Annotated in this window: 26 protein-coding genes and 1 tRNA gene; 13 read left to right on the top strand and 14 right to left on the bottom strand. The window is 61.2% G+C overall.

The features are described from left to right. From B0B52_RS01245 to B0B52_RS01275, 8 genes are all read right to left on the bottom strand, one after another. Complete coding sequence (locus B0B52_RS01245; RefSeq protein ID WP_077591788.1) at positions 1-1,068, bottom strand: acyltransferase; 1,068 nt, start codon at positions 1,066-1,068, stop codon at positions 1-3. 25 nt (positions 1,069-1,093) lie between these two features. Next, positions 1,094-2,122: a glycosyltransferase gene (locus B0B52_RS01250; protein WP_254425600.1), complete on the bottom strand. Its 1,029-nt coding sequence runs from the start codon at positions 2,120-2,122 to the stop codon at positions 1,094-1,096. Between the two features lie 58 nt (positions 2,123-2,180). Beyond that, positions 2,181-3,143 (bottom strand): glycosyltransferase family 2 protein, encoded by a 963-nt coding sequence (locus B0B52_RS01255; RefSeq protein WP_077591789.1) that lies wholly within the window; start codon positions 3,141-3,143, stop codon positions 2,181-2,183. A gap of 8 nt (positions 3,144-3,151) precedes the next feature. Continuing rightward, complete coding sequence (locus tag B0B52_RS01260; RefSeq protein ID WP_077591790.1) at positions 3,152-4,609, bottom strand: O-antigen ligase; 1,458 nt, start codon at positions 4,607-4,609, stop codon at positions 3,152-3,154. Positions 4,610-4,618: 9 nt separating this feature from the next. Further along, positions 4,619-6,136: a lipopolysaccharide biosynthesis protein gene (locus tag B0B52_RS01265; RefSeq protein ID WP_077591791.1), complete on the bottom strand. Its 1,518-nt coding sequence runs from the start codon at positions 6,134-6,136 to the stop codon at positions 4,619-4,621. Positions 6,137-6,138: 2 nt separating this feature from the next. Beyond that, complete coding sequence (locus tag B0B52_RS21965) at positions 6,139-6,474, bottom strand: hypothetical protein (protein WP_139351774.1); 336 nt, start codon at positions 6,472-6,474, stop codon at positions 6,139-6,141. Between the two features lie 90 nt (positions 6,475-6,564). Further along, positions 6,565-7,677: a UDP-glucose 4-epimerase GalE gene (gene galE / locus B0B52_RS01270; protein WP_077591792.1), complete on the bottom strand. Its 1,113-nt coding sequence runs from the start codon at positions 7,675-7,677 to the stop codon at positions 6,565-6,567. A gap of 449 nt (positions 7,678-8,126) precedes the next feature. Then, complete coding sequence (locus B0B52_RS01275; RefSeq protein ID WP_077591793.1) at positions 8,127-9,812, bottom strand: electron transfer flavoprotein-ubiquinone oxidoreductase; 1,686 nt, start codon at positions 9,810-9,812, stop codon at positions 8,127-8,129. Between the two features lie 139 nt (positions 9,813-9,951). Between B0B52_RS01275 and B0B52_RS01280 the strand changes: the two genes are divergently transcribed. From B0B52_RS01280 to B0B52_RS01290, 3 genes are read left to right on the top strand one after another with little or no spacing between them, the layout of a single operon-like run. Continuing rightward, positions 9,952-10,734, top strand: a complete 783-nt coding sequence (locus B0B52_RS01280; protein WP_077591794.1) for an SDR family oxidoreductase — start codon at positions 9,952-9,954, stop codon at positions 10,732-10,734. A 41-nt stretch (positions 10,735-10,775) separates the two neighbouring features. After that, a complete protein-coding gene (locus tag B0B52_RS01285) occupies positions 10,776-11,678 on the top strand; it encodes a DMT family transporter (RefSeq protein ID WP_077591795.1) in 903 nt (300 codons plus the stop codon). Positions 11,679-11,711: 33 nt separating this feature from the next. Further along, positions 11,712-12,131, top strand: a complete 420-nt coding sequence (locus tag B0B52_RS01290) for a thioesterase family protein (RefSeq protein WP_077591796.1) — start codon at positions 11,712-11,714, stop codon at positions 12,129-12,131. An 81-nt stretch (positions 12,132-12,212) separates the two neighbouring features. On the opposite strand, the gene B0B52_RS01295 is transcribed toward B0B52_RS01290, so the two are convergent. Both B0B52_RS01295 and B0B52_RS01300 read right to left on the bottom strand, forming a co-directional pair. Beyond that, positions 12,213-12,788: a peroxidase-related enzyme gene (locus B0B52_RS01295; RefSeq protein WP_077591838.1), complete on the bottom strand. Its 576-nt coding sequence runs from the start codon at positions 12,786-12,788 to the stop codon at positions 12,213-12,215. Between the two features lie 73 nt (positions 12,789-12,861). Further along, positions 12,862-15,174 (bottom strand): PAS domain S-box protein, encoded by a 2,313-nt coding sequence (locus B0B52_RS01300; protein WP_077591797.1) that lies wholly within the window; start codon positions 15,172-15,174, stop codon positions 12,862-12,864. A gap of 221 nt (positions 15,175-15,395) precedes the next feature. On the opposite strand from B0B52_RS01300, the gene B0B52_RS01305 reads away from it, so the two are divergent. From B0B52_RS01305 to B0B52_RS01335, 8 genes are all read left to right on the top strand, one after another. Beyond that, on the top strand, positions 15,396-16,742 hold the full coding sequence (locus B0B52_RS01305) for a sigma 54-interacting transcriptional regulator (protein WP_077591798.1): 1,347 nt from the start codon (positions 15,396-15,398) through the stop codon (positions 16,740-16,742). A 214-nt stretch (positions 16,743-16,956) separates the two neighbouring features. Next, a complete protein-coding gene (locus tag B0B52_RS01310; RefSeq protein WP_077591799.1) occupies positions 16,957-17,391 on the top strand; it encodes a globin family protein in 435 nt (144 codons plus the stop codon). 15 nt (positions 17,392-17,406) lie between these two features. Then, the gene (locus B0B52_RS01315; protein WP_077591800.1) at positions 17,407-17,772 is read left to right on the top strand and encodes a hypothetical protein; all 366 of its coding nucleotides are present in this window, start codon (positions 17,407-17,409) and stop codon (positions 17,770-17,772) included. 154 nt (positions 17,773-17,926) lie between these two features. Further along, complete coding sequence (locus B0B52_RS01320) at positions 17,927-19,435, top strand: catalase (RefSeq protein WP_077591801.1); 1,509 nt, start codon at positions 17,927-17,929, stop codon at positions 19,433-19,435. Between the two features lie 73 nt (positions 19,436-19,508). Further along, positions 19,509-19,637 carry a hypothetical protein gene (locus B0B52_RS21970; RefSeq protein ID WP_371327349.1) on the top strand — a complete coding sequence of 43 codons (129 nt, stop codon included), beginning with the start codon at positions 19,509-19,511 and terminating at the stop codon, positions 19,635-19,637. 294 nt (positions 19,638-19,931) lie between these two features. Beyond that, positions 19,932-20,291 carry an HPF/RaiA family ribosome-associated protein gene (locus B0B52_RS01325; protein WP_077591802.1) on the top strand — a complete coding sequence of 120 codons (360 nt, stop codon included), beginning with the start codon at positions 19,932-19,934 and terminating at the stop codon, positions 20,289-20,291. Between the two features lie 263 nt (positions 20,292-20,554). Beyond that, positions 20,555-21,307, top strand: a complete 753-nt coding sequence (locus B0B52_RS01330) for a metallophosphoesterase (RefSeq protein WP_077591803.1) — start codon at positions 20,555-20,557, stop codon at positions 21,305-21,307. Next, positions 21,304-22,758, top strand: a complete 1,455-nt coding sequence (locus tag B0B52_RS01335; RefSeq protein ID WP_077591804.1) for a bifunctional serine/threonine-protein kinase/universal stress protein — start codon at positions 21,304-21,306, stop codon at positions 22,756-22,758. Before B0B52_RS01330 ends, B0B52_RS01335 begins: the two co-directional genes overlap by 4 nt. A gap of 29 nt (positions 22,759-22,787) precedes the next feature. Here the strand turns inward: B0B52_RS01335 and B0B52_RS01340 are convergent, their stop codons facing one another. Then, positions 22,788-23,342 carry a PAS and helix-turn-helix domain-containing protein gene (locus B0B52_RS01340; protein ID WP_077591805.1) on the bottom strand — a complete coding sequence of 185 codons (555 nt, stop codon included), beginning with the start codon at positions 23,340-23,342 and terminating at the stop codon, positions 22,788-22,790. 112 nt (positions 23,343-23,454) lie between these two features. Between B0B52_RS01340 and B0B52_RS01345 the strand changes: the two genes are divergently transcribed. Both B0B52_RS01345 and B0B52_RS01350 read left to right on the top strand, forming a co-directional pair. Beyond that, positions 23,455-24,159, top strand: coding sequence for a CoA transferase subunit A (locus B0B52_RS01345; RefSeq protein ID WP_077591806.1), 705 nt, complete (start codon positions 23,455-23,457; stop codon positions 24,157-24,159). Between the two features lie 11 nt (positions 24,160-24,170). Continuing rightward, positions 24,171-24,809, top strand: a complete 639-nt coding sequence (locus B0B52_RS01350; RefSeq protein ID WP_077591807.1) for a CoA transferase subunit B — start codon at positions 24,171-24,173, stop codon at positions 24,807-24,809. A gap of 72 nt (positions 24,810-24,881) precedes the next feature. Here B0B52_RS01350 and B0B52_RS01355 read toward each other — a convergent pair. The 3 genes from B0B52_RS01355 to B0B52_RS01365 form a co-directional block, all read right to left on the bottom strand. Beyond that, positions 24,882-24,955 (bottom strand) — tRNA-Gly (locus tag B0B52_RS01355). 45 nt (positions 24,956-25,000) lie between these two features. Next, the gene (locus B0B52_RS01360; RefSeq protein ID WP_077591808.1) at positions 25,001-25,450 is read right to left on the bottom strand and encodes a DsrE family protein; all 450 of its coding nucleotides are present in this window, start codon (positions 25,448-25,450) and stop codon (positions 25,001-25,003) included. Then, positions 25,447-26,925, bottom strand: coding sequence for an NAD-dependent succinate-semialdehyde dehydrogenase (locus B0B52_RS01365; protein ID WP_077591809.1), 1,479 nt, complete (start codon positions 26,923-26,925; stop codon positions 25,447-25,449). Before B0B52_RS01365 ends, B0B52_RS01360 begins: the two co-directional genes overlap by 4 nt. Positions 26,926-26,961 lie beyond the last annotated feature (36 nt).

Below are 26,961 nucleotides of genomic sequence, written 5' to 3' on the forward strand. Positions count from 1 at the left end.
TCACTTTCCAAGAGGCTGGGCAGACAACGCGAGAGGCTTGAACAGCGCGCGTTTGAGATAGGAGGTCATGGGCCGTTCCAGCCACAGATAGGAGACGCAACCGGCAATCAGCACCACGAGGCACACAACCGGAACAATGATCATGCTGTCCCGCAAGCCAAGTTGCCTGAGCGCCAGGACAACTGCCGGAACCACGAAGGTGTGCGAAAGATAAATGGAATAAGAAGCATCACCCAGAAAAGACAAAGGAGCAGCGATGCGGGCATGCGCTATCCAGGGCTCCAGCCAGACCGCGCCCAGGACCATGAACGCCGCGGCTATGCCCCAGGTGAAGAAGCGATTGGCCGACACATCCCAGGCGATGCCGAACATCAGAACCAGACCGGCTGATATGGCGAGCAGACCTGTGGCAGGGGGAATGGGGCGATAGTGAAGCAGCGCGTGGGCGATACAGACGCCCAGGAGGAATTCAAACACAATCGGCTGGGCATAAAAAGCCAATGGCGCGGATGTCGAGATGGCCTGTCCGGCGATAAAAATTGTCAGAAAAACCAGGAGGCAAAACCGTATGCGTGGCGCACCCCACGCGATAGCCAGGGCGAAAACAGCATAGAAAAGCATTTCGAAATTCAGTGTCCAGCCTACCGGCAGCGTGGGTTCGATCAGGCCCCACGGGCTGAGGGATGGAATGAAAAGCAGGGATGCCGCCAGATGACCCGGCTCCAATGATGATCGGACTGCCAGGCCGGGCAAAGCCAGCAACAGCGTCACTTTCAGCAGGGTGCAAAACCAATAAAGAGGAGCTATTCGCAATATGCGCCGCTTCATGAACATCCATGCCGCCTGCAGGCGGGCTGTACTGCTTGCGAAAGAGTTGCGGGTAGACATGGCCATGACAAACCCGCTGATCACAAAAAAGATGTCGACCCCCGCGGAGCCGTTTACCCAGTAGTGACCGTGACCCTGCCCGCTTACGTAAATCGAAACGGCCTGCGTGGCGTGCATCACCACCACCAGCATGGCGGCGACAAGCCTGAGGATCTGAACGCCCGTGAATTGCTGCGTCATGTGAAATCTTTGTGGCCTCGGGAGCTCAGGGCGCAGAACCCCGGGCAGCCTGCCTTGGCGTCATGACCGGCTCCCGGATCACGCGGCTGGAAATAGCTTCACGTGCAGGATGCCGGTGCTGCAGCAGTCCCCGCAGCAGGCCGGCCGCATTGAAACACCACGACACCACGGAATAAAGGGCTTTGGTGAATGAACGCTTTCTCCAGGCCATCAGAGCGAGGGGCATGATGGCCAACAGGCCTAGCGATGTGACGCGCCAAAGCGGAGGCAGCGGCCAGAAAGGTACGCTAGCCAGCAGGCACCACCAGGCGATTACAGCCAGATAGATGCGCAACTCGCGCAGGCCTTGCAGGATGAGGCGCATGCGCGACTGGCCTGCTGCCGCCCGAACCAGCTCGCCCAGCCCGCAGATGTAGCGGGTGCGCCAGCGCCGCAGCAACAGGCTGTAGGGCGGAGCATCATGGCCAAAGTGGTCTGCGGCATCCAGCGGCAGACGCCAGAGCAGCCATCCCAGCGAGCGCAGCCGCACCGCCAAGTCGAACTCCTCATAACTATGCAGGTTGCGGTCCGAGAAATAGCCCGCCGCCTCAATCGCCTTACGCCTGTAGAGGCCGCCGCCATCCAGACGGTCAACGGCCCCGGGCAACTGATGAGTCGCAACCCGTTCGGCACGGGAGCGGTACTCCAGGCTCTCCGTGTTGTTCTCGACGATGCGGCCTCCGACACCGGCGACTGACTCATGGGTATTCAGAAAGGCCAGAGCCTGCTCCAGGAAGCCGGGCCGCATCTGCATATCACCGTCGAGAATGTAGATGAAGTCGCCGCGTGAATGCTGGTACCCCAGCTGTGGACCGGCGCCGCAGCAACGCTCCTCAGGATGAGCCAGCTGTACGATGCGTATCGGATAGGCGCACGCAAGGTGAACCGTCCGGTCGGTTGAGCAGGAATCGGCAAGTATTACTTCGCCGCCCACAGCTGCTGCCGCCCGCAGCGCGCTTTCGATCGTGGATGTGATGCGCTGTTCCTCGTTCAACGCCTTGATGACAATCGACACGGGGCAGGAGGACGGGGACGATCGCTGACCTCCCGAGAAGTTTTCCGGTTTCATTTCTTTATCCAGCATCAGGGGAACCTGGCGTTCGGCTCACGCGCCAGAGTTCCCAGTTACGCAGAGTCTGGCCAGGCAAAAACAGGGCGATCAAAGCCGTCAGCCACCAGCGGCCACTGTTGATGGCACGCCGCCCCTGGAACAGGTAACGCAGTGCCTGGAGCCGGCGGCCAGATGTCACAGCCTCGCGGGCCAACGTCACATCATGCTGTGCCGCCAACCACAGGCTTGACCCGCGTAATGAAGGAATCATGGCGCCGGATATCGCGCGGAGCCGCATTCGCTGCAAAAACGGGGGAACAGTTGAGCCGATGTGGCTCGCCGTCAAACTGCCTTCGGCCGCAACCCGGTACGCCATCAGCGGTGCCCGAACCAATGCGATCGGGGTGCTCTCCGCCAGGCGAAACCACAGGTCAAGGTCTTCTCCTTGCGACTCCCCCGGAGGAAAGCAAGGTTGCATGGCCTGTAACCGCGACGTTCGCACGCAAACTGCACTGGTGCAAAGCGAGGGGCCCCTCATCCAGCGCACTGGAAGGTTCGTGATGATTTCAATCTCGGGTTGCCCGGCCTGGACGGGCCAGCGAGGCGGCCACAACTCCGGCTTGTCCTGTAGGAAGATGAATCCCGTCGCCACAGTGTCTGCCTGGGGAGCGGCAGACTGGGCGATCAGCAGGTTGGCGAGATAGCTGGGATGATGCCAGTCATCAGCATCGAGAAAGGCGACCCATTCGCCTCGGGCCAGAGCGATCCCATGGTTTCGCGCTGCGGAAACACCGGCGTTGGCCTGCCGTACCATGCGCACGCGCGGGTCGGCCACCGCTTCTACCAGTGCCGGGCCGCCGTCCGTTGAGCCATCATCAACAACGATGATTTCAAAGTCGGTGAAGCTTTGAGAAAGTGCCGACGTCAGCGTGCCGATGATGTAGGTCGCCTTGTTGTAGAGCGGGATGACGATGGAAAATTTCATGGGTCGAATCAGGTTGCTTTGGGTATGCCTGCTGCAAAGGTTGCGGTTGCGGGGCGCCCCGCAACGGTCCTTGGCCGCGCCAGCCGCACCGCACTGGCCGACGCTGCCAGGGTCATCAGCAACAGCATGTGGGTGACCAGTTCGGAGCCGTAACCGAACAGCAGCAAGGGAACTTCGCTGATTGCACGCATCGTCAATGCCAGGAACAAGGCCAGCGATATTCCTTTGCTGACACGGGCATAACGGATCGACAGCACTAGCAGTACCAGTGCATACAGCACCAGCGCTGAGGCTCCGACCACACCAGCACGCGACAGCGTGTCCATGAACTGGTTATGCGCGTGGGTTGCTGCGGGCATACCGATGCTCGCCCTGAAGCTGGCATCCCACATGGAAGGGCCATAACCAAAAACAGGATTGCGTTCCCATTCGTCCCAGGCGACGGCCCAAATACGATCACGGCCGGTCAGCGAGGCGAGCTGGGCGCCCTCGGCACTGTCAAAGAAACTGCTCAACTTGCCGCCGACATCTCCCAGCATCAGCACCAGCACCAGCGCTGTGACAGCGGCCATGAAGCCCAGTATCGACGCGATGCCAAACTCCGGACGCACAGGGTCACCGACTCGGCGCCAGAAAACCGGCCCGTTTCGTACAGCGATGATGCAAGCCGAACAGAGAAAAAAGGAAATCCAGGCGGTTTTGGATTGGGCCATGAAGAGCACTCCCAGTCCCACTGCCCATGCCAGCCGGTTCAGCCAGGTGCGCCGGAAGGGTTGTGCCAGCAGGCAAAGCATGCAAATTTGTGCCAGCATTCCAAGAGACACCGCATGTGTTGCCAGTCCGGCCAGCCGCGGTACACCGGGCAACAGGCCCTGTGTGTAAGAGGTTTCGAGGACCATGTTGGTCTTGAACGGAATCAGCAGCAGGCCGGCGACCATAAAAAGCAGCAGGGCGTTGCGCGCGGCCCTGAATGCATGCTCAAGTTCGTCGCCCTCGGTCAATACGGCGGCCATTCCGATGACCAGCGGATAAACATAGGCATGGGACATCTTCGGGTGGGCACCCAGCAGTGCAGGCGCCGCCACCGTGCCCAGCCAGAAAACAACAAAGCCTACGAGAATCGCAGAGGGCAGGAACGCGGCTTTGTCCCGCTTCAACCAATGCGTGAGGATGCGTTCGCAGGCTATGGTCAGCAGAATCAGCGACACCAGGGGCTGGGCCAGGGTTTGCAGTGGGTGATGGATGGGCACATCGAGCTCGCTCACGCTCAGAGGCACAGTGAGGTCGCGACCCGACAGCAGAAGCGAAAGCGCCTGCATGAACAGGATCGCATAGAACGCCCAATGCAGGTAGCCATGGTTTCGGTGGGAGGTCAGGTGGACAGCTCCGGCCATGCCCAGTGACGCACCAAACGCTGCAAGCACGGCGCCGGTTAGCAGAACGGAAATGATGATGACTTGTTCCATAAGCGTCGCTCAGAGCCGCTGCTCGCCCAGGGTATCCCGAAGTGGCACCGGGCTGGCCCGGCGCAGCAGATGCCCCAGCCAGGGTGCAAACCTGAGCACCATCGCGGCCGCCTCCTCTCCAAGGAACTGCGGACGCACAGCCACCAATGCCCCCAGCATGCCAAGGGCGATCACGCCACTGGCTGCCAGCGAGAGCAAGGGCTGGTCGAAGCGGCTCATGATTTCGTGTCCGGACAGGGCTCCCGCCGCTGCAAGAATGCTAAGCAGCAGTCCGCGCGCGAAGTGCGGCCATAGTCTGCCGAACCCGATTTGCAATGCACGGCATGCGGCGCTTGCCACAACGATTGCCCGCAGCAGGAGCAACAGGGCCGCTACCGTTGCTGCCACGCGTATGCCTTGTCCCGCGAAGACATAAAAGCCGGCGGCGCCCGCAAGTACAAGCGGCAACTGCAGGGCAAACTCCAGGTGTTTGCGGCCTGTGTTCCAGAGCACGGGTGTGGACAGCCCCCAGACCACATAGGCCGGCATGCTCAGAAACAGAATGCCCAACACCCAGGCTGCGCCACTCCACTGCGGCCCATACAGCAGGTGCACGAGGTCGGCCGAGATGACAGCAAGAAAAACAAAAGCCGGGAGTCCCAGGACCAGAACGGTGGCCAGCATCTGAACATAGGCGTTGCCAAACCTCTGCAATTCGTTTTGCAGGCGTGCCCCGGCTGCCAGGAAAGCGGGTTGCAGTGCCCCGAGCAACAGGGTATTGGGCATGGTGGCCAGGTTGTAGGCGACGTTGTACAGACCCAGTGCCTGGGCGTTGAGCATGCGACCTATCAGAATGCGGTCCATGTTGTTGAGCACCCAGTTGATGATGTTGGTCAAAAAGACCATGCGGCCGGTGCCTATGGCGCTGGATGCCTCGGCGTACCACAGCAAAGGGCGTGCGGGGTGGGGCTTGAGCCAATAGCTCGCAACCAGCTGAACGGCGGCCTGTACCAGCCATGCAGCCACCAGTGCGCTTGCCCCCCAGCCCATCAGCGCCATAGGCACCCCCACAGCGACATAGCCGGCGGCATAACTGCCAACCTGTATCAGTCCGACAGCGCGAAAGTTCAGGTCGCGCTGCAACAGATAGGTTGCCGGCGCAGCTGCCGCGGTTAGCAGGCATGCCAGGGACAGCCATTCAATGACCGACTGCGCCCGGGGTTCCTTGAAGTACTGCGCCAGCAGAGGTGCCAGCAAGTACAGGGCTACCATGGTCATTACGCCCACCATCACCTGCCATGTCCAGGCAAAGCGGACGTCCTCGTCTTTCAACGAGGTTTTCTGCAGCAGGCTCCAGCTGAAACCGAAGCCTGAAACAAAGTTGGCGAAAGTCAGGACGACCATGCCGATGGCGAAGACCCCGAAAATATCCGGCCCCAAGGTGCGCGCAAGCACCACCTGCGCCAGCAACTGGAGCACGAAACGTGCAGCGGTGGAGACTGCACTCCACTTGACCGCTGCCACGCCAGGCCGGCCAAGCCCGCTCATGCTCAAGGTCTTCCCGCTCTTGATCGCCGGACAGCGATGGCTGCCATCAAAACCAAGGTAGCCAGCAAGGTGCCGTAAGGCAGGCCTTCTCCTTCTGCCTCATTCGTATCCTTGAGGTCAGATGGGTTCTGAGCCGTTTGGCGAGTCTGTGGTGTGCTGTGTGCTGTATTCAAACGGACAGCTTCCTGGCTCGGCTGGAATTTCATGCGTGTTGCTGTGGCTCCAGGCGGGTGAGCGCTGGCGACAGCTTTTTTTGCTGGTTTGTCGGTGGCTATCGGCGCTGCAGCGAAAGTCTGGCTGTGGAGCAAAAAAACGATAGTGATCAGGGCTAGACGCATAAATGTCCTCAATGGAGGCGAAAACCAAGTTTGTTGTGCAGTGCAGCAAAGTGCAATAGTCCAAATGGGCCATGGCCGGTGAAGCTCACTTCAGGCCGTGCCGGCGACGGTCGGCTGGAGGGGCATGGCCGGCTCCTGGTTCCTGTGGCTTGACGCTGGCTGCATCGAAGACATGGAGGTTCGGTAACCGTCAGGATTTTTTTGTTGCCAGTGCCACGAGTCGCGGCACATGTCCTCTATCGTGCGAGTCGCTCGCCAGCCCAGCAGGGCTTGCGCCTGGGAGACATCGGCGAAATACTGCGCGACATCCCCGGCACGGCGAGGCACGAACTCAAAAGGAACCGGTCGTCCACTTGCCCTGCCGAACGCGCTCAGGACACCAAGCACACTGATGCCTTCACCCGTGCCCAGATTGACCGTGAAACTCTGGTTTTTGGCGATCAAGGCACGCAGCGCTGCGACATGACCCTCGGAGAGATCGGTCACGTGGAGGTAGTCGCGCACGCCGGTTCCGTCAGGAGTCGGGTAGTCGCTTCCAAAAACACGGAGCTTGTCGCGCATGCCAACGGCCACCTGCGTCACGTAGGGCATCAGGTTGTTGGGCACGCCATGGGGATCCTCGCCGATCAGTCCGCTGGCGTGTGCCCCGACGGGATTGAAGTAGCGCAGAATTCCAATCCGCCAGGCGGGATTGGATGCCGCGAGTGAATTGAGCATGTCTTCGCATGCCAATTTGGTGCGGGCATACGGGCTTTCCGGTGCACATGGGAAGTTCTCTTTGATCGGGACGCTGGCGGGGTCGCCGTACACCGTCGCGCTGGAAGAAAAAACCACGGATCGGCAGTCCACACTGTCCATGGCCTGCAGCAGGCTGAGCAGGCCGCTCACGTTGGTGTGGTAGTACCTGAGTGGCTGCTGCACACTTTCCCCGACGGCCTTGAGGCCGGCAAAGTGCACGGCTGCAACGCAGTGATAGCGTTTGAGCACCTCTGCCACCATCCCCGTTTGCAGCACATCACCGCGCTCGCACAGGACGCGCTGGCCGGTCAGATGCGCGAGCCTGTCCAGCACCACGGGATGGCTGTTGGAAAAGTCGTCAAGAATGACCGGCCGGTAGCCGGCTTCGGTCAGCGCGACATAGGTATGGCTGCCGATATAGCCGGCGCCGCCAGTCAATAACACACTGGGTTTGTCTAGAGTCATGTAGAAAGAACCAGAAGGAGCCGGCAAGCCGACGAGTTGGACGGAATGTAAGGAAACGGACGATGCAGCGAGTACGCATTACAGCGAGTACGCATTACGCGCGGCAACGATGGCCTGTCGATGGCATTAACGAAGGCTCGCTGATGACCGCAAGGGTCGATGTCGGAGAGAAACCATTGTGAATGTCAGACAGGGGCCAACCCGTGCTCAGAGACGTGTCAGGCGTATCGAATCGTGTGTGCGAGGCGGTTCCGGTTTTCTGCTGAAACATCCGGAGCGCAGGCTTTCATGGGAAAAATCGGAAAACTTCCCGCCCACTTCGGGATGACAGAAAGTCACACTTCGGCAGCGTTCTTTTTCATGCGCATCTTCAGTGTTGCCATTGCAGACAAACGCAGCGCAAAAAAAAGAGCCTGCAGAGGAGGCTCTTTTTTTGGAGGGAAGAAGATTTACATTCCGCTGTAGTTTGGACCGCCGCCGCCTTCCGGCGTGACCCAGACAATGTTCTGGGTCGGGTCCTTGATGTCACAGGTTTTGCAATGCACGCAGTTCTGCGCGTTGATCTGTAGACGGTCGCTGTTGTCAGGATTTTTCACAAATTCATACACACCGGCCGGACAGTAGCGCGACTCCGGTCCGGCATAAGTCGCCAGGTTGATGTTGACCGGCACGCTGGCATCCTTCAGGGTCAGGTGCGCGGGCTGCTGCTCTTCGTGATTCGTATTGGAAACAAAAACCGAGCTCAGGCGGTCGAAGGTGATCTTGTTGTCCGGCTTGGGGTAGACGATCTGCGGGTACTCCGATGCTGGCTTGAGCTTGGCATGGTCGGGCACCTTGTTGTGAATGGTCCAGGGCGGCGCCTTGAACCCAAGCTTGGGCAGCAGCCACAGCTCGATGCCGTTCATGATGGACGACAGGTACAGGCCCTTTTTCATCCACTGCTTGGTGTTGCGCGAGACCTCCAGCTCTTCAAACAACCAGCTCTTCTCGAATGCTTCGGGGTAGGCCGTGAGTTCATCATGCTGGCGCCCTGCGGTCACCGCCGCATAGGCTGCTTCTGCGGCCAGCATGCCGGTCTTGATCGCTGCATGGCTACCCTTGATGCGCGCGAAGTTGAGGAACCCCGCTTCGCAGCCGACAAGGGCGCCACCTGGGAAGACGGTTTTGGGCAGGCTCATCAGGCCGCCGCAAGTGATGGCGCGTGCGCCGTAGCTGATGCGCTTTCCGCCTTCGAGGTATTGGCGAATTGCCGGGTGTGTCTTCCAGCGCTGCATTTCCTCAAAAGGGCTCAACCACGGGTTGCTGTATTCCAGGCCGGTGATAAAGCCCAGCGTGACCTTGTTGCCTTCGAGGTGGTACAGGAAGCCTCCGCCATAGGTCTTGCTGTCCATGGGCCAGCCCAGTGAGTGCACCACATGGCCGGCCTTGGCTTTGGCCGGATCGATTTCCCAGAGCTCCTTGATGCCCAGTGCATAGGTTTGTGGGTCTTTACCGGCGTCAAGCTTGAATTTGGAAATCAGCTGCCGGCCCAGGTGGCCGCGCGAGCCTTCGGCAAAGATGGTGTACTTGCCGTGCAGCTCCATGCCCAGCTGGAAATGGTCACTCGGCTGGCCGTCTTTACCAATGCCGAGGTTGCCGGTTGCGACGCCCTTGACGGAGCCATCATCGTTGTAAAGAACCTCCGCGGCAGGAAAGCCGGGGAATATCTCCACGCCCAGCGCCTCCGCCTGCTCGCCCAGCCAGCGGACCACATTGCCGAGGCTGATGACATAGTTGCCTTCGTTGTGCAGGCACTTGGGAATGAGGAACTGCGGAGTGCTGATTTTGCCGGTCTGGCTCAGGAACAGCATCTCGTCGCCCGTGACGGGTTGGTTCAGCGGAGCGCCACGCTCTTTCCAGTCGGGAAACAGTTCGGTGATCGCGCGTGGATCCATCAGGGCGCCGCTCAGGATGTGCGCGCCGGGCTCTGAGCCCTTTTCAAGTACCACCACCGAGAGTTCCGTGCCTTTTTCGACGGCCAGCTGTTTCAGCCGGATCGCTGTGGCCAGGCCACCGGGGCCGCCTCCGACAACGACCACGTCGTATTCCATCGCTTCGCGGGGGCCGAACTGGGCCAGGATTTCTTGGTTATTCATGGTGGACTCGCTGATAATGATTTTCAGGAACGGTGGCCCTTGGGTAACGGCCGCAGGTGTCGCGCCTGATTTTATGTCGTGAATCCTGTGCATCGAACGACCGTTCGTATTCGTACACTTTTATTGAGAGGAGCCTCTAATGGCCTACAGCCTGGATCTTTCAGGACGTGTCGCACTCGTGACCGGCGCATCGGGTGGACTCGGTGCGCAGTTCGCCAGGACCTTGAGCAGTGCCGGTGCCGCGGTGGTGCTGGCCAGCCGCAGGATGGACAAGCTCAAGGCCTTGCGTGCACAGATCGAGGCCGACGGCGGCGATGCCCACGTGGTCATGCTGGATGTGACAGACCACGCCAGCATCAAGTCAGCGGTTGCCCATGCGGAAACCGAGGTCGGTCCCATCGATATCCTGGTCAACAATTCGGGCGTGAGCACCACGCAGCGCATCCAGGACGTGAACGAAGAAGACTACGACTTCATTTTCGGCACCAATGTCAAAGGGGCATTTTTTGTGGCCCAGGAAGTCGGCAAACGCATGCTCGCACGTTCGCGTGGCATGGCGCCAGGTACCTTTTCCGGGGGCCGCATCATCAACATCGCGTCGATGGCGGGCCTTCGCGTGTTGCCGCAAATTGGTGTGTACTGTATGAGCAAGGCCGCTGTGGTGCAAATGACCAAGGCCATGGCGCTGGAGTGGGGCAAGTTCGGCATCAACGTCAACGCCATCTGCCCGGGCTACATCGACACCGAGATCAATCACCACCACTGGCAGACCGAGCAGGGCCAGAAGCTGGTGCAGATGCTGCCGCGCAAGCGCATAGGCAAGCCCGAGGACCTTGATGCCTTGCTGGTGATGCTGGCCAGTGGACAAAGCCACTTCATCAATGGCGCCGTGATTGCGGCGGACGACGGCTTCGGTGCCTGAACCCGGGTGAGGGGTTTCCTGTTTCAGCCAGATTGCCGCCCATGCTGACGGGCGTCCTGGCGGGCTTGGCGGCCGGCGCTTTGTGGGGCCTTGTATTTGTTGCCCCGCGCATGTTGGACACCGGTCCGGGCGGCTATTCGTCGATAGACCTCACGGCCGGACGCTTTGCGGTATACGGGGTGTTGGCCGCAGCGGTGATGCTGATGGGTTGGCGCCGCCGCCGCCTGCCAACCCTTCGCCAGGCCGGCGCCGCGTTGGCCATGAGCGTGTTGGGTTTCAGCGGGTATTACCTGTTGCTGGTGCTCGCCATCCGCGATGCAGGCACGGAAGTGCCTTCCTTGATCATCGGCACCATTCCCCTGTGGGTCATGCTGTTCGGCAAGCCGCAGGGGCTGCGCTGGGGTGCATTGCTGCCGGGGCTGGCGTTGACGCTGGCCGGGTTGGCGCTCATGATGGGCTCCACGCATGAGACGGGCCAGGGTGCGGCCACGCATTTCTGGCGCGGCATGCTGTTTGTCACAGCCTCGCTCGTATGCTGGACAGCGTTTGCCATTCTCAACTCCGCATGGCTCAAGCGGCACCCCGAAGTCAATGCCACCGACTGGGCCAACTGGCTGGGCGTGGCCACAGGTTTGGGCGCCTTGCTGATGTGGCTGGCAGGGGGCTCGGACTGGCCGGTGCTGGCTGTGCGCGAAGACCGGGGGATGTTTGTTCTCCTGTGCGTGGCGGCCGGGGTGGGCTCGACCTGGCTGGCCACGATTTTGTGGAACATGGCCAGCCAGCGGCTCAGCGCCAGCCTGTGCGGACAACTCATCGTCAGCGAAACCATTTTTGCGCTGTTGTATTCTTTCATGTGGGACGGTCATTGGCCCACCTTGACGCAACTCGCCGCCTGTGTGCTGTTCACACTGGGCATTCTGGCTTCCATCCGGGCGCACCGCTGAGCTGCCCTTCATCCTGACCAACACGCCCTCGTCATGAAAATCGAAATCCCCGAATCAAAAAAACTGGTGTTTGAAATGCGCATCGCCATCCGTTGGGGCGACATGGATGCGATGGGCCATGTCAACAATGCCAGCTATTTCCGTTATCTGGAGACGGTCCGCATCGATTGGATGCATTCCATCGGCTGTGTGCCCGACCCCCAGGGTGAAGGCCCGGTGATCGTCAATGCGTTTTGCAACTTCTACAAGCAGCTCGAATACCCGGGTGATGTGCTGGTGAAGATGTACGTCAGCGACCCGGGCCGCACCACTTTCGAAAGCTGGGGAACGATGGAGCGCGTTGACCAACCTGGCGTCATCTGCGCTGCGGGCGGTGCCACCACCATCTGGGTGAATTTTCCGAGCCAGAAGGCGGCTGAGTTGCCGGATTGGATGCGTGCCATCGTCAGTTAGTGATAAAAAAGGCCTTTAGCCCTTTGTCTGCGGGAATACTTCGCTATCGAATGAGGAGCAACCCGGCGCGGTGGCGGCTTCCTATTTTTGCTTGGGTACCCGCCCCATCAGGTAAAACTCGGGGTTGGGCAGCATGTTCGAGAAGCTGGCGATGCGGTTGGACAGGCCGAAGAACGCCGTGATTGCCGCGATGTCCCAGATGTCCTCATCGTTGAAGCCGTGCGCACGCAGGGCGGCGAAGTCGGCTTCCTCGATCTCGTGGGATTTCTCGCAAACCTTCATCGCAAAGTCCAGCATCGCGCGCTGGCGCGGCGTGATGTCGGCCTTGCGGTAGTTCACCGCGACCTGGTCGGCCACCAGCGGCTTTTTCTCGTAGATGCGGAGCAGGGCGCCGTGTGCCACCACACAGTAAAGGCACTGGTTGGCGGCGCTGGTCGTGGTGACGATCATCTCGCGGTCGCCTTTGCTGAGACCGGACTCTTCCCGCAGCATCAAGGCGTCGTGGTAAGCAAAAAACGCGCGCCATTCGGCCGGTCTGCGGGCCAGTGCCAGGAAAACATTCGGCACAAACCCGGCCTTTTCCTGGACCTCCAGGATTTTCCCCCTGATGTCATCGGGCAGTTCATTGAGCGACGGGGTGGGGTAGGGCGCGAACATCATGGGGCTCCTTCAGATCAATGGCGGGCGGGTGATGGACCGGATGATACGTCCGGCCTCTCACCCGCCCCGGTCAGAGGGTTACGGTGAAGCAGGCGCCCTGGCCAGGGGCGCTGCGCACATCAATGCTTCCGCCGTGCAGCTCGACCGAGTTCTTCACGATGGCCAGGCCCAGCCCGGTGCCCTGGATGTCACCCACATTGCTGGCGCGGTGGAAGGACTGGAAAAGATGGGGAATTTCTTCGGTCGGAATGCCGATGCCCCGGTCCTGCACCTCGAACACGGTGCGGCCGTCCTGCCTGGAAACGTCCAGGCTGACCTTGCCACCCTGCGGCGAGTACTTGATGGCGTTGGACAGCAGGTTGCCCAGGATGTGACGCAGCAGCTTGGCATCGAAGACACCGGCGGACACCTCCGGGGAAAACTGCGTCTCTATTTCGCAGTTGGTCTTGGGCAGGAGGAAGCGCGCTTCTTGCACGATGTCGCGGCAAAGCGCCAGGAGGTCCGTCTGCTGCGGCCGGAACTCCAGCATCTGCGCGTCCACCTGGCCTATCAGCAAGGCGCGGTCCAGCATCCTGGCCATGCGCTGGACACCGGCGCCTATGCTGTTGAGTATTTCAAGTCTCTCTTCCGCAGGCATCCGGTCGCTGTAGTCCCTGACGAGCTCCGACGCCGACAGGATGGCCGCGAGCGGTGTCCTGAACTCATGGCTGGTCATGGACACAAAACGCGAGCGCAGGTCGTTGAGTTCCTTTTCACGTTCCAGGGCGGCGCGGATGTTGTCTTCCGCGCGCCGGCGCTCGGTGATGTCCAGCAGCGTCCAGATCACGCCGGCCGAAGGGGTGCGGTCCACCACGCAGCGGCCGGCCAGCTGCATCCACACCGCCTCGCCGCCGCGGCGCAGGAAGCGCCGCTCGTCCACGTAAACACCATCACGCAACAAGGCTTCGCGCGTCACGCGGCCATCGGCTTCGAAAGTCTCGTCGTCCGGGTAGAGCAGCCGCGACGACTGACCTACCAGCTCCTGGCGCGAGTAGCCCGTTATTTCCAGATACTTGTCGTTTATCCACTGGATGCGCCGGTCCACGTTGAAGCTGATGCCCACCAGCGCGCTGTTGAAGATGGCTTCGCGTTCCGACGAGGTTTTCTCGAGCGCGGCTTCCAACGCCTTGCGTTCCGTGATGTCCATCACTGCCCAGACCGTTCCCTGGGTCCTGTCGAGAATGCTGACGGCCTTGCCGGAGGCGGTGACCCAGAACAGGCTGCCGTCAAGCTTGCGCATCCGCAGGTCGTTCTGGTAGGCGCGGCCCTCGCTCATGCAGTCCGCGATATCCCTGGCCACACGGGTGTATTCGGCCTCTGACTCGAACAGCTCGCTCCAGTGGGCCGGTGCGGTTGCGCCGGGGGCGATGCCGAAAATTTTCGACAGCGCCTGGTTGGACCAGCGGAAAGTGTCGGCACTCGTGAGGAAGGCAATGCCGACCAGCGAGTTTTCAAGAATGGTCTCTCGCTCTTCCAGGGTGTCGCGCAGCTTTTCCTCAAGGGCTCTTTTTTCGCTGATGTCCGAGAAAAAGGTGAGGGTGGCCTGCTCGCCGTCCCAGGGAACCACCGTCACGCTGATGCCTATCCAGCGGATGGTCCCATCGGGCAACAGCAGCCGAAGTTCATAGCGGCTGGGCGCATCTTCGCCGGCCAGGCGTTTGCGCTGGCGCTCCAGCACCAGGGCGTGGTCATCGGGGTGGATGCGGTGCAGGAAACCGATCTGCTGCATGTCCTGCGGAGACATGCCGGCTATCTCGGCAGCCCTTGCGTTGGAATAGGCCACCTTCTGGTCTTTCACCACAATCATGCCTTCACTGACATGTTCGACCACGGCACGGTACTTTTCCTCCGAGCCGCGCAGTGCCTGCTCCACCGAGCGCCTGCCGGAGACGTCGCGGATGAAGGCGCCGAAGCTGTTGGTCCCATCGCCCCGCACGGTGAAGATGGAAAGTTCGATGGCGATCAGCGAGCCATTCTTGTGCAGCGCTTCGATCTCCAGCAGCCGGTTGGCGGTGTTTGCCTCGCCGGTTTCCAGGTGCGCCGCGAAACTGGTTTCGTACGCTTCGCGGTATTTGTCCGGAACGATCAGGTCGCCCATCTGCCGGTCAACAGCCTCCCCGGCGTTCCAGCCCAGCATCCGTTCGGCACTGAGATTCCAGTGGGTGATGGTTCCGCTGGCGTCCAGTTCCAGCACCGCATCGCGTGCGGAATCCAGCAGTGAGGTGAGGTGGCGTTGCCTGGCCTCCAGCGCCTTGATGGTCGCTGCCTGGCTGGCGATGACATCCTCTGCGGATCCGGGCTCCGGCGGCGCGGTGGCTGCGGGTCGTGGGGACTGTTTATTCATGGATGGCCAGGGCGGGGACGTGCCTTGTGCGGCCGGTCCGGGGTTGAATCGGTAACGGGATTCTCTGCGATAGCCATCCGTTCGGTCAAATCAGGGAAGCCCGCAGTGCCGTCAAGGTGTGTCGCGACGGTGTACGGTCCATCGGTTAGACGTTATGCTTGGAAAAAAACGTCAACAACAGCTCTGCCAGCCTGAGGTACGTGCTTGATCAACGGGGAACTATGGCGCGTATTCTGATCGTCGACGACGACCCGGCCCTGCTGAGGCTGCTGTCCCTTCGCCTTCATTACGAAGGCCACACGGCCATAGAGGCGGGCAGCGGTGCGGCCGCGCTTGCCCGGTTGGACCAGGAGTTGCCGCACATTCTCATCACCGATCTGCGCATGCCCGGCATGGACGGCTTGCAGCTGTTCGAGGCTGTTCACCGCCGTTTTCCGCTCTTGCCGGTTCTGATCCTGACGGCCAATGGCACGATTCCAGACGCGGTGCATGCCATGCAGCGCGGTGTTTTCGGCTATGTGACGAAACCCTTTGAAGGCCTGGACCTGATGCGCGAAGTGGACCGGGCACTGGAGGCGTCTTCCACGCTGGGCGCGGACATGCCCGGTGAGTTGCCCGGCGAAGCCTGGCGGGAAGCCATCATCACGCGCAGTCCGCGCATGGAAAAACTTCTGGCCGAGGCACGTCTCATGGCACAAAGCGATGCCTCGGTGCTGATCCACGGCCAGAGTGGCACCGGCAAAGAGCTGCTGGCGCGCGCCCTGCATGCTTCCAGTGCACGGCATCAGGAAGCGCTGGTGGCCGTGAACTGCGGCGCGATACCGGAAAACCTGGTCGAGTCGGAGCTCTTCGGCCACGTCAAGGGTGCCTTCACCGGTGCGGTGCGCGACAGCGTGGGTTTGTTCACCAGCGCACACCGCGGCACGATCTTCCTGGATGAAGTGGCCGACCTGCCGCTGGCCATGCAGGTCAAGCTGCTGCGTGTCCTGCAGGAGCGGGAAGTGCGCCCGGTAGGGGCGGCCAAGTCCCACAAGGTCGATGTGCGCGTGATCTCGGCTTCCAACCGCAGGCTGGAGGACGAAGTGGCAGCCGGCCGTTTCCGCGAAGATCTTTTTTACCGCCTCCATGTGGTGGGCCTGAACCTGCCGCCGCTGGCCGAACGCCGCGAGGACATTCCCCTGCTGGCCAACCATTTCATGCGCAGCCTGTCGCTGCGCTACGCCAAATCACTGACCGCGTTTGCGCCGGGCGCGCTTGAACAGCTCAGCACCGCGCCCTGGCCGGGCAATGTGCGGCAACTGCAAAACGTGGTCGAAAAATGCGTGGTGCTGTGTACCGGATCGCTCATTCCGGCTGCCCTGGTGCAAAGCGCGTTGACCAGCCAGGGCGGGGAAATGCTGCCGCTGGACGAGGCCCGCAAGGAGTTTGAACGTGACTACTTGACGCGGCTGCTGAAGATCACCAATGGCAATGTCACCCAGGCCGCCAAGCTCGCCCGCCGCAACCGGACGGATTTTTATGCCTTGCTGGCCCGCCACCAGCTAGACGCCGCCAGCTTCAAGGCCTGAGCGCGCCTTGCGCCGTGTTCAGCTGTCTGTATTGACAGACAGGCTACATCTCTGATTTCACACGCTTTTTTGCTAATGGCCACCCTGGCTGTCGGTGAAACCCGACACTGTTGCCAAGGAGGGGCGCGTGCAAGTCATTGATTTCATTGGAAAAGGGGGGTGGCACGCATCTTGGGTAGCAGTGGGGGTCCAACCCGCTTACCCAAGGAAACCCATGAACTCCGAACAAATCAATCTTGTGCAATCCAGTTTCAAGGATGTGCGCCCCATCGCTGCGCTTACAGCTGACATTTTTTATACCCGCCTGTTTGTGCTGGACCCGTCGCTGCGGACCATGTTCAAGGGCGACCTGGTCGACCAGGGACGCATGTTGATGTCCATGCTCAGTACGGCCGTCAACGGCCTGACGAACCTGGACGCCACTGTGCCGGTTGTGCGCCAGCTGGGCATGCGCCACGCGAAGTATGGCGTGCAGGACGAGCATTTCGACACGGTGGGCAGTGCACTGCTCTGGACGCTGGAGCAGGGGCTGGGCGAAAAATTCACGGCCGATGTGCGTGAAGCGTGGACTGCGGCCTACGCACTGCTGGCCAGCGTGATGCAGCTGGGTCTCATCGAAGCCCGGTCGCAGCAAGCGGCCGCGGCCTGAGCGAGGCCTTCTGCCATGAAAGCTATTGCCAATTTCAAAAGCGATTCAGGCTACCGCGTGAACGCCCACACCATGCGCACCACCGCCTTCCACCGGCCACGCGGCACCGGCCTCGTGCTTGCGCTCGTGGCCATCATCCTGGTTGCAGGCTCGGCCCTGATCGCCCATGGCATTGCCCAGGCTGGCGGGATCGAACCGTTTGAGAAACCCGCTGCTTCCGCCAAACCGGTTCCAGGTGCTGCCGTGGTGATAGACCACTCATCCCTGGCCACATCGACCCTGTTGCCCGAGCCCGATGCGTCCCTGCTGCATTCGGATCCCACTGCGTATCTGAATGCGAATGGGCCGGCGCCTGTCAAGGCGCTTCGGGCCGCTTTGTGAATGCCTGGGTCGCCGCGTTAGCGCCGTCGGAAGGGGTGTTTCAGGTTTTTGTAAAAAACTATCGGTTGAATTTATTTAATTGACTTTGTTTATTGATGAGGTGCTTCTAGCATTCGTGCATGCCCCACCTTTTTCAACAGCAGGAGTCCTTTTCATGAGTCAACACCCCCCTCTGACCACCGCGTCCGGCATCCCCGTCGTCGACAACCAGAACAGCCTCAGCGCAGGTCCGCGAGGCCCGCTTCTGCTGCAGGACTTTCACCTGATCGAGAAACTCCAGCACTTCAACCGCGAACGCATTCCCGAGCGCGTGGTCCACGCCAAAGGCTCCGGCGCCTACGGCACTTTCACAGTGACCCATGACATCAGCCGGTACACCAAAGCCCGTTTGTTCAATGCCGTGGGCAAGAAGACGGAAACCTTTGTCCGCTTTTCCACGGTGGGCGGTGAAAAGGGCAGCGCCGACACCGAACGCGATCCGCGCGGCTTCGCCATGCGCTTCTATACCGAAGAGGGCAACTGGGACCTGGTGGGCAACAACACGCCCATGTTCTTCATCAAGGATCCGATCAAGTTTCCCGACTTTGTGCACACGCAAAAGCGCGACCCACAGACCAACCTGAAGTCGGCCCAGATGATGTGGGACTTCTGGAGCAAGGCGCCCGAGTCACTGCACCAGGTCACGATGTTGTTCAGCGACCGTGGCACGCCCGACGGCTATCGGCATATGGATGGTTTCGGCAGCCATACCTTCAGCCTGATCAACGCTGCGGGTGAGCGTGTCTGGGCCAAGTGGCACCTGAAGACGAAGCAGGGCATCAAGAACCTGAGCGCCGACGAAGCCGCGCGCCTGGCGGGCACTGACCCCGATCACGCGCAGCGTGACCTGTTTAACGCCATTGCCGCGGGCAACTTCCCGCAGTGGGACGTGTCCATTCAGGTCATGACCGAAGCCGAGGCTGTGGCCTGGGAAAACCGCACGGGCTGGAACCCGTTTGACCTGACCAAGGTCTGGCCATACGGCGATTTCCCGCGCATTCCCGTCGGCGTGCTCGAGCTCAACCGCAACCCCGACAACTACCACGCGCACGTCGAGCAGGCGGCGTTCTCGCCGGCCAACATCGTGCCGGGCATGGGCTACAGCCCCGACAAGATGCTGCAGGGGCGCCTCTTTGCGTACCACGACGCGCAGCTGTACCGCGTGGGCACCAATCACCAGCACCTGCCGGTGAATCGCGCGCGCTGCCCCTTCCACAACCAGCAGCGCGACGGCCAGATGGCGATCGACAACGGCGGTTCAGCGCAAAACTATGAGACCGTTGCGGCGGCCGGTACTTCGCCGAGCGGGCTGGGCCATGGCGACGCGGGCCTGTCACTCAACGGGATGGCAGGGCGGTATGACGAGCGTGGCACCTCGGACGATTTCACCCAGGCGGGCAACCTGTTCCGCGTGATGAAGCCGGACGCGCAGGACCGACTGACCAGCAACATTGCGGGTGCCTTGAAGGATGTGAGCAGGGACGTCCAGCAGGTGCAGATCGGCCACTTCACCAAGGCCGACCCGGCCTATGGCGCGGCAGTGGCGCGCAAGCTGGCGGCCCTGGCGGCGGCGAGTGTCCAGGCAGCCAAGCCGCTGTCCGTGGCAAAAGAGGCCGTGGCATGAAGGCGCTGCGCCTCTCCGTCGGCGCCGCCATCAACAGCGCGGGCCTGCTGGCGATGCTGGCCAACCTGGCGCAGTGGCACGCGGGCTGACCCGCTGGCCGCAGGACGTGCTGCTGCACGCCAGCATTGACTGTGGCCTGTCCGCTGCCGTGGACGCTTTCCACACGGCCGCGGAGGTGGTCGACGTGCCCAGGGCTGTTTGAGCGCTGAGTGTTGATGATTTTGGCCATTTGCCCAATGGCTGCGGACACAAGTAGCTATTGAATTGATAGCGAATGCATAACCGCCGAAATTTCGAACCGCGGCTGAATGCGGCGGGAAATGCGCTGTGGGGCTGTCCATTTTCAATAAACGCAGGCCTTACCCGGGCATGCGAATGAGGACTACAGCCCGCGCGGCTTGCAGGCGCACAATGAATTTTCCGGCCTCCATTTCGGGGGCTTGCTGGCCGCACACCTGTTGCTTTGCGCTGCTGCAGCCTGAAAGGAAAAACATAGATGCAAATTCAAGTCAACTCCAATCACACCGTCCACACCGGCGAGTCGTTTGAGCGATGGGCGAATACGGAACTCAATGAATCCTTGCGCCGCTTCAAGGACGACATCACCCGCGTTGAAGTGCACATGAGTGAGGAGAACAGCGACAAGGCCAGCAACGGCCACAAGCGTTGCACGATGGAAGCCCGGCTTGCCCATCACGAGCCGGTGGCCGTGAACCACGACGCTTCCAGCCAGGACCTGGCTTTCCGCGGCGCCAGCGACAAGCTCAAGCGTTTGCTCGAACACACGCTGGACAAATTGCGCGACCATCGCTCGCGCGAATCGATCCGTCGCGCCGAAGATCTGGACGCCGTCTGAACTTCGCGAGAGTACAGCGCAGGGCGTGGGCAGGGCCGCAGAGGTGAGCTTCGTCAGCGGCAATTTCCTGCTTTTTCCTGCTTTCAGTAAAAAATTCAGGTACTTTCGGCTTCCGGCCCTTGTCGTACGGTACTAGGTAGCTATCAATATCATAGCGATTGAGGCAGGCGTCTCCGATAGGCAGAAGGTGCAAAGGCGGACGCGTTGAATGCAAGTTTGGCATCAGCTTGCAGCACGATGATGGGCCAAGCCCGGAATCGATCATGAAAATTGCGCTGCTGTCCGACATTCACGCCAATCTGCACGCCTTTGAGGCGTGTGTAAGCCATGCGCGCGCGAATGGGGTCGTCCGTTTTGCCGTGCTCGGTGATCTGGTGGGTTATGGCGCGCAACCGGCCGAGGTGGTGCGCCGCGTCCGGGCGCTCGCGGAGGAGGGCGCCATCGTCCTTCAGGGCAATCACGACGCGCTGGCGGTGAATCCTCTCGCGCAGGCCGGCACGCTGGAGGCCGGTGGCGCCGCATGGACCCGTTCCCAGCTGGATGCCTCCGCGCTGGAATTCCTCGATGGTCTGCCGATGACTGCCACCGACGGAGAGGTTTTTCTGGTGCACGCCAGCGCAGACGCGCCGCAGCGGTGGCTGTATGTAGACAGTGTGCATCGGGCCGCGGCCAGCCTCAATGCGGCCTGCGAAGACGCAGGCGTGCGTTATGTCTTTGGCGGTCATGTGCATCATCAAACACTGTATTTCCGCAATGCAAACCAGGCGCTCATGCGCTTTGATCCGACACCGGGCAGCCCCATCCCGTTGCCGCCACATCGTCGATGGATAGCCACCGTAGGATCGGTCGGGCAACCGCGTGACGGCGCCACGCCTGCCATGTATGCCATGTTTGACGCAGGCCGGGCCGAGATGACCTTTTACCGGGTGGCCTATGACCACCTGGCCGCTGCCGCCTGCATCCGGGCGGCGGGGCTGCCGGAGCCTTTCGCGCAGCGGCTGGAGCGCGGTCTGTGAAGCTGCTGGAGCCCGGCACGGTGGTTGATGGCTTTCGCGTAGGCACCTGCCTGCATGCAGGCGGCATGGCGCATATCTACCAAGTGGCTTATGCCGCTGCTGCGCAGCGGAGGCCTTTTCCCATGGTCATGAAAGTGCCACGCATGACCGCGGGCGACGGTGCTGAAAACATCGTCGGGTTCGAGGTGGAACTGCAAATCCTCTCGGTGCTGACGGGCGCCCACGTGCCGCGTCTGGTGGCTGCTGGCGATCTGGAAAAGCTGCCCTATCTGGTCATGGAGCATGTCGCCGGCCAAACCCTTCAGCAGCGGCTGGATGCCAACGCTGAGCCCCTGCCGCTTGAGGAAATTGCGCGGCTGGGCGCGGCCGTGGCGCAGGCCGTGCACAGCCTGCACCTGCAGGACGCCTGCCATCTCGACCTCAAGCCGGCGAATGTACTGATACGGCCGGACGGCCTTGCGGTGTTGCTTGATTTCGGGTTGTCCTGTCACGCCCGCTACCCCGATCTTCTGGCCGAAGAGCTTCGGCCCGCCGTCGGGTCGCCCACCTGGATGGCGCCCGAGCAGGTGGTGGGTGTGCGCGGCGATCCGCGCAGCGACATCTTTGCCATCGGTGTCATGCTTTATGAGCTGGCCACGCGTGAACTGCCGTTTGGCAATCCGCTGACCAAAGGCGGGCTGCGCCAGCGACTTTGGATGGACCCGGTGCCGCCGCGCAGGCTGCGACCGGACCTGCCCGAGTGGCTGCAGCAGGTGATCCTGCGGTGCCTCGAACCCGAGGCTGATCGCCGTTACGCGTCGGCCGCACTTGTGGCTTTTGACCTGTCCCATCCCGGCCAGATCGAGGTGACCGAACTCGGACGCCGCGAGCAGCCGACGGGCTTCTGGGCACATTGCAAACGCTGGGTGCGCGCCGCCGGCATGCACTACCGGCCCAGCGCGATGCCGTCACGCCAGATCGCTGAAGTACCCATCATCATGGTGGCTGTCCCGAACCGTGACGTGAGCGATGCCACGCTGTATTCACTGCGCATGGCGGTGGCGCGTGCGCTCGGTACCGCGCCCGGCGCGCGGCTGGCGTGCGTCAGTGTCATCAGTCCCGGCGAGACGCCAGGCCATGACACGGCGTCGAGCGAAACCACGGTTCACCGGCGTTACCTCGGCATGTTGCGGCAATGGGCCCAGCCGCTGGAACTGAACGGGCAGAGTGTGTCTTTCCATATCCTCGAATCCGGCGATGTTGCGCAGGCCTTGCTGCGTTATGCCGAAGGCAATCATGTGAGCATGATCGTGATGGGCGCGGCCACACATGGCTTGCAGATGCAGCGATTGCTGGCGACGGTCCCCATCAAGGTGGCCATGGCTGCACCTTGCACGGTGGTTCTGGTCAAGCAGGCGCTGCCTTTCGGCCATCTTGATGCTCTCAATGAGCAGGGCCTGCTGCTCTCCTGAGGCTGTACCGCTAGCAGCCAAGGCAGGCGTCAGCCTTCCATCAATTTATGCACAAGGTCGGCGGTGGTGGACGCCTTGTACTTTCGCATCAGGCGCGCGCGGTAGATTTCCACCGTGCGATGGCTGATGACGAGGGCGCGGCCGATCTCCTTGGAAGTCATGCCGTCCAGCAGGTGCGCAGCGACCTCGCGCTCACGCGCGGTGAGTTCGGCCTTCACCGGTCGGCGCGAGCTGAGGTCTTCGAAGGTCCAGATTCCGGCCTCATGCGGCGCCGCGCGGTTGAGCGCACGCCCGGTCACGTGGCACCAGAAGGTTTCGCCTTTGAGGCGGCCGTCCACCCGCTTCATGATCCGGTCGTCCGCGTAGTGGCCTTTGGTATTGAGGATGGGCAACATGCGTGCGCCTATGCGCTCATATTCATCCGCGCTGGGATAAAGAATCTGAAACGATTGCCCGATCAGTTGCTCGCGCGTTGCACCAAACATCTCACACACGTGCTGGTTGCAATCAACAATGGAGCGGTTGCGCGACAGCACCAGGCCTACAGGCGCCATGTCGAAAGCCAGGCGGTAGTCAATGTCCATGTTGTTGCGATGCGTCCGGGCTGCGGGTTAGACTTTAGGGAGAACTACGTATAAAGATAGGTAGTATCGTAAAGCTTTTGAAGTTCGTGTTGAAGTTCTCCAGGAGATTTTTGTGAACAAACTTTTTCCCTCCGCTGCCGAGGCCCTGAAGGGCGTCGTCAAGGACGGCCAGTTGATGGCTGTGGGCGGTTTCGGCCTGTGCGGCATTCCCGAGGCGCTGATTGAAGCGCTGAAGGCCAGCCAGGTCCAAAACCTCACCGTGATCTCCAACAACGCAGGGGTCGACGGCTTCGGCCTGGGCAAGCTGCTGGAGACACGGCAGATCAAAAAAATGATTTCCAGCTACGTGGGCGAAAACAAGGAGTTCGAGCGCCAATACCTGGCCGGCGAGCTGGAGCTGGAGTTCACGCCGCAGGGCACGCTGGCCGAGAAGCTGCGCGCCGGCGGCGCCGGCATCCCGGCATTTTTCACGAAAACCGGTGTCGGCACCCTCGTTGCGGAAGGCAAGGAACTGCGTGAGTTCGATGGCGAAACCTATCTGATGGAGCGTTCCCTGGTGCCTGACGTGGCGCTGATCAAGGCCGACATCGCCGACCGCTCGGGCAACCTGCGCTTCAACCTGACGGCGCGCAATTTCAACCCGGCCGCAGCGATGGCGGGCAGGATCTGCATCGTGGAAGTGGAGCGCATCGTCGCCACCGGCGAGCTGGCGCCTGACGACATCCACCTGCCCGGGATCTACGTGCACCGCATCGTGCACAACCCCACGCCCGAGAAGCGAATTGAAAAGCGCACCACCCGCGACCGTAAAGTTTGAGGAGCACGAACATGGCATGGACCCAGGATCAAATGGCCGCACGCGCGGCGCAGGAACTCGAAGACGGTTTTTATGTGAACCTCGGCATCGGCATCCCGACGCTGGTGGCCAATTTTGTACCCGACCACATCGAGGTGTGGCTGCAAAGCGAGAACGGCATGCTCGGCATTGGCCCGTTCCCGTATGAAGACGAGGTGGACGCTGACCTGATCAACGCCGGCAAGCAGACCGTCACCACCATCAAGGGGTCGGCGATTTTCGGCAGCCACGACAGCTTTGCCATGATCCGCGGCGGCAAGATCAACCTCAGCATCCTCGGGGCCATGCAGGTCAGCGAACACGGCGACCTGGCCAACTGGATGATTCCGGGCAAGATGATCAAGGGCATGGGCGGCGCGATGGACCTGGTGGCCGGCGTCAAACGCGTGATCGTGCTGATGGAGCATGTGGCGAAGAAAAAAGACGGCACGGAGGACTTGAAGCTCCTGGAAAAATGCACCTTGCCGCTGACCGGGGTTGGCGTGGTGGATCGCATCATCACCGACCTGGCCGTCATGGACGTGACGCCGGAGGGCCTCAAGGTGGTTGAACTGGCGCCAGGCGTCACGCGGGAAGCCCTGCAGGCGAAGACTGGCTGCAAACTGCATTAAAAAAGCAGGGCCGCTGCAACAGGCGGTTGCGATGAAAAAAGAAAAGGCCCGGAAGGGCCTTTTCATTTTGTCTGGAGCGGGTGATGGGAATCGAACCCACGCTATTTGCTTGGGAAGCAAAAGTTCTACCATTGAACTACACCCGCGTGGCCTGATTGTAAAACCATCAGCGCGGTTTTCAGAACAAAAACTCAGGGCCGCAGGTAAGCCCAGCCTTCACCCTGTTTTTTCATGATTTCTGTCACGCCTGCCGGCACGTAGCTGATGGCGGGCAGCATGTCGTCCTTGCCCAGCTTTTGGGCGCGCATGGTGTTTTCACAGGCAACGACCCGTACATTGGCTTTCATTGCGTCGGCGACACGCGCCCCGGTGGGTGATTCGAGCTTGAGCATGCCTATGCCGGGGCCGTAGGCGACGATGGCGATGTCCACGTTGGCGGCGCCCACATCGTCCTGTACGTTTTTGGCGTTGTTGAGCGCCAGGTTCCATTTGGCCGGGTCGTTGTCGCTGACCTGGATCACCAGCTTGTAACGTTTTTGGCCGCTTGCCCCCGTCCCCTGGGCATAAGCAGCTATAAAAACAGGAGCAAACAGCGTTGCGGCCCCGGCCAGGCCGGCCTGGAGAAGAAGTCTGCGGTTCATTTGAGGATGTCTCCCATGCAAAGGTATTTCATTTCCAGGTACTCGTCCATGCCATGGCGCGAGCCTTCGCGGCCCAGACCCGACTGCTTGACGCCCCCAAAGGGTACATGCTCGGTTGCAATGACGCCAGCGTTGATGCCCACCATGCCGTATTCGAGTGCCTCGGCCACCCTGAAGATGCGGCCCACGTCGCGGCTGTAGAAATAGCTGGCCAGGCCGAACTCGGTGTTGTTCGCTGCGTCAATGGCTTCCTGCTCGTGCTTGAAGCGGAACACCGGTGCGAACGGACCGAAGGTTTCTTCCCGGGCGCAAAGCATGCCTGCAGTGGCTTCAGACACCACCGTGGGTTCAAAGAATTGACCCTTGATGTGGTGGCCCCCGGCCAGCAGCTTGCCGCCTTTGGCCAGCGCGTCTTCCACATGGCGCTGGACTTTCTCGACGGCCGAGTCTTCAATCAGCGGACCTTGCACCACCCCATCCTCGAAGCCGTTGCCTACCTTGAGCAGTTTCACCTTGGCGGCAAACTTTTCGACAAACTGGTCATACACGCCGTCCTGCACATAAATGCGGTTGGCACACACGCAGGTCTGGCCCGCATTGCGGTACTTGCTGGCCATCGCGCCTTCAACGGCGGAGTCGATGTCGGCATCGTCAAACACGATGAAAGGAGCGTTGCCGCCGAGCTCGAGTGCGAGTTTCTTGACCGAGGGTGCGCTTTGCGCCATCAGGATGCGGCCGACCTCGGTGGAGCCGGTGAAGCTGATGTGGCGCACCACATCGCTGGCGCAAAACACCTTGCCGATGGCGATGGAGTTGTTGCTGTCGGCTGTCAGGATGTTGAGCACGCCAGCCGGGATACCAGCGCGAATGGCCAGCTCGGCGGCCGCCAGGGCGGTCAGGGGGGTCAGCTCGGCCGGCTTGATGACCACCGGGCAGCCGGCGGCCAGGGCCGGGGCGACCTTGCGGGTGATCATCGCCAGCGGGAAGTTCCAGGGTGTGATGGCGGCGCACACGCCGATGGGTTGCTTGAGCACCATCAGGCGGCGGTTGTTGTCGAACTGGGGCAGGGTTTCGCCGTTGACGCGTTTTGCTTCTTCGGCAAACCATTCGACAAAACTCGCGCCGTAGGCGATTTCGCCCTTGGCTTCGGCAAAAGGCTTGCCCTGTTCGGCGGTCATGATGCGGCCCAGATCCTCCTGGTTGGCCATCAGCAGCTGGTACCACTTGAGCAAAATCGCGTGGCGCTCCTTGCCGGTTTTGCTGCGCCAGGCGGGCCAGGCAGCATTGGCTGCGGCAATGGCGGCTTCGGCATCGCTGGCGCCGAGGTTGGCGACGTCGGTGAGCTTCAGGCCGGTGGCGGGGTCGTTCACGTCAAAGCGGCTGGTACCCTTGATCCACTGGCCGTTGATCAGGGCGTCGGTCTTGAGCAGGCTGGGGTCTTTGAGCAGCGAAATGGGGGAGGTCTTCATGTCCATGGGGAATGTCCTGGAAAAGTGGGGTATCTGGGGGAT

Origin of the sequence: Polaromonas sp. A23, assembly GCF_002001015.1 — a bacterium.
Classification (GTDB): Bacteria; Pseudomonadota; Gammaproteobacteria; order Burkholderiales; family Burkholderiaceae_C; genus Polaromonas.